The organism is Methanobacterium alcaliphilum (assembly GCF_023227715.1).
Taxonomy (GTDB): Archaea; Methanobacteriota; Methanobacteria; order Methanobacteriales; family Methanobacteriaceae; genus Methanobacterium_E; species Methanobacterium_E alcaliphilum.
In genome coordinates this window covers 1-3,096 of sequence record NZ_JALKIF010000028.1, presented here as the reverse complement: position 1 = coordinate 3,096, position 3,096 = coordinate 1, and the positions used below count along the sequence as shown (strand labels likewise).

The 3,096-nt window shown below is 33.7% G+C and carries 3 protein-coding genes; 1 reads left to right on the top strand and 2 read right to left on the bottom strand.

Annotated features, from left to right (window positions below):
• On the bottom strand, positions 1-174 hold a 174-nt coding region (locus MXE27_RS11695), incomplete at its 3' end, for a HypC/HybG/HupF family hydrogenase formation chaperone (RefSeq protein ID WP_248612630.1).
• A gap of 211 nt (positions 175-385) precedes the next feature.
• Between MXE27_RS11695 and MXE27_RS11690 the strand changes: the two genes are divergently transcribed.
• Positions 386-1,714 (top strand): FAD-dependent oxidoreductase, encoded by a 1,329-nt coding sequence (locus MXE27_RS11690; RefSeq protein WP_248612629.1) that lies wholly within the window; start codon positions 386-388, stop codon positions 1,712-1,714.
• Between the two features lie 32 nt (positions 1,715-1,746).
• On the opposite strand, the gene MXE27_RS11685 is transcribed toward MXE27_RS11690, so the two are convergent.
• Positions 1,747-2,799: a glycosyltransferase gene (locus MXE27_RS11685; protein WP_248612628.1), complete on the bottom strand. Its 1,053-nt coding sequence runs from the start codon at positions 2,797-2,799 to the stop codon at positions 1,747-1,749.
• Positions 2,800-3,096 lie beyond the last annotated feature (297 nt).

Genomic DNA, 3,096 nt, shown 5'->3' with positions numbered 1-3,096 from the left:
CTCATCAGTCATAACTTCAATAGCATATCCTGAGTGGACAAGCACATACCTACCCTCTTCCACATCTTCCACCAGATCTAATTTTACCTGCTGTCTAACTCCGCCAAAATCTACTACTGCAATTTTATCATTATTATTGATCTCAATTACTTGAGCCGGTGCTGCAATGCACATGTAACTATCCTCTCCTTTTTTTATCAAATATAATGACATAAAGCCATTTAATTTTTAATACATGGATCTTAATCCGTATTTATGTAAATATTGAATTGATTAAAAAATCAATCAAATTTAAGGTAGTATTAATTAATAAAATTAGTAAAGTATCTTACATATAAAGATTTGTAGGATACATTAAAATAAAAGTAGTAATGAGGGTTATCTAATGAAAGTTATTGTTATAGGAGGAGGTCCAGCAGGCCGGGCAGCTGCTTTAGAATTAGCATCACTGGATAATGAAGTTACATTAATAGAAAAAAATCGTATTGGTGGCACCTGTCTAAATGAAGGATGCATGGTGATTTGTGGACTTAATGACATATCCCGTTTTTTAAATGATGCTAAAAATCTCCAGGCCAATGAAATTATGAACATACAATGCGATTTTAATTACTCAGATATAGCTAATGGTATCAAAGAAACACTTAACAAAATTAGACATGTGACTGAAAAAGAGACAGTTGAAGCAGGGATTAAATTGATTTATTCTGAGGCAACAATCAGCGATAAACTCGTTAATTTGAATAAAAAAACCTTAGAGTATGATAAATTGATTATTGCTACTGGTGGCAGACCATTCATCCCACCAATAAAAGGTATTGAGCACACAATTAACTACAAAAATCTGTTAAATATTAAAGAATTACCTGAAAGTTTAATAATTGTGGGTAGTGGAGTGATTGCAGCAGAAATTGCAAATATTTTTTCTTCGATGGGTAGCGAAGTCCATGTTTTATGTAGAAACAATTTTTTAGGTATCTTGAAAAGTGAAATTAGCGATTATATTGCAGAATATCTTTTAAAAAATGTCCATATCCATAAAAACATAACTATTCATGAAATTAAAGAAGATCATGCCCTTACCAGCGAGGGTAAAATAGAAGGACTTGTATTTTTAGCAACCGGAACGATACCTAATTCTGAAATAGTTAAGGATATATTAAAAACCGGTCCTCGTGGGCAAATATTAGTAAACGATAAAATGGAAACATCGCATCCGGGAATCTATGCTGCAGGAGATGTGATTGGCAGCATTGGAACTACTCCCGTAGGAAGAATGGAAGGTGTAACTGCTGCTAGAAATGCTGCCGGAATTGAAACCCACATAAACTATAAAAGCATACCCCATTCCATCTCACTTAATTATGATGTAGCATTTTTAGAAGATGGGCCTTCTTTACCATTATCAAATAGTAAATCTTCAAAAAGCAGACCTAAATCTGTTACTAATGGACATATACCAGGTTCTGCAGGTCCTGGTTCGTTTTGGAGAGTGTTAAGTGGCCATACTGGATTTAGTGAGCTAGGAGTAGATTTAGAAACAGGGGATATTGAAAGTGTGTTGTCCATCTCCCCCTCTGCCCGGAATAATCTGGCTTATATTTCCCTGCTATCCCGACTAGATAAAAAGACATACGACTTTGAAAAATTTGTAGAAACCCATCCTTCAACCGATTCTCTGTATAAGTTAATGAGGTTTTTTTCAAAGTATTGAATAGAACAAATAGATATTAATAAAGAGAAATATCATCTTCCTTTTTTAGCCTCATTTATAATTATATCTGCAATTTTATCTGCAGAATTTAAAACATCACCACCATATCTTTGAGCTTCTTCTTTAATGCGGTTCAAATTATCTAAGGCATTTAAAAGAGTTTCTTTTAAGTTTTCCAGAGAACTTTCCATCACAGCACCTGGAAAAACCGCGGCCATATTATGATATCTCCCATATTTTACGCCAGTAAGTGCCACAATTGGCGTCTTACAAGCTATTGCTTCGTGGATCATTACTCCGTCATCAGTAAGTACGGCTACATCTGCCAGACTATAAAGATCCTGAATCCAATCCACATAACCCAGGTTAATAATATTCTCATTTTCCAAATATTCCAAGTATTCCTCTTTTAAAGGATGTCCCACTACCAAAATATTAGCATCAATATTACTTAATGCAATATCTCTAACTGCTTGCGCAGTCTTTTCAAAGAGAGAAGATCCTGAAGAAAAAAGTAGTGTGGTTTTTTGAGGATTAAATGAATCTGGCATTTTTTCAAGGGCTTTATTTTTATTTCCTTTAATTACTTCAGGATTAATGGGCGAATATGCCTTGTGCAGTCTTTCATTATCTAAATCCTGTTGATATAAATTAGATTCAGGTAAAACAATATTGGAATTAAGTTTAGTGCAGACTTTAGCATCCATAGGAGTTATAAGTATGCCCACTGCAGGTACTTTAGCTATTTTTGCAGATAAGCATCCTACAACAGCACCTCCACCAATTACTCCTATTAAAACATCTGGTTTTTGATTTTTTATGAGTTTAACTGCTTCCAGTGCAGCACGAGTTGTTTTAACGCCTGCTTTTGCTAGAGCTATTTTTGTAGCAGCGTGACCTCCTGCCTGAGGGATGCTTATTTTATGCCAATGAATATCTTCTTTTTTTAATAAAAGACCCGGAGCTGTATGATCAAGAGCAAATTCGCACTCAACACCCTTTTTAGATAATGCTCGAGCAATGTTAAGTGCAGTGACAGCGTCACCACCCATTCCCCGCCCAGTGATAACAAATAAAGCTTTCATAAGAACACCATCCCATAATTATTCATGTATAAACACTTTAAAATAATGATAAGTTAAATAACTTTACTTAATTTAAGTTTCAAATTAAAATAGGATTAATTTTCAAATTTTAGATATGATTATTTTAGTGGATATGTTATTATATATAATTAATTTTTCTATTGAAATAAGTTTAATTTATAATAATAGTTCAAAAAATAATATAAATCAACCCATAATGTTTAAATCAAGTTAAACCTTTTAAATCTGTCTCTTATACACATCTGACGCTGCCGACGATCTTACGCGTGTAGATCT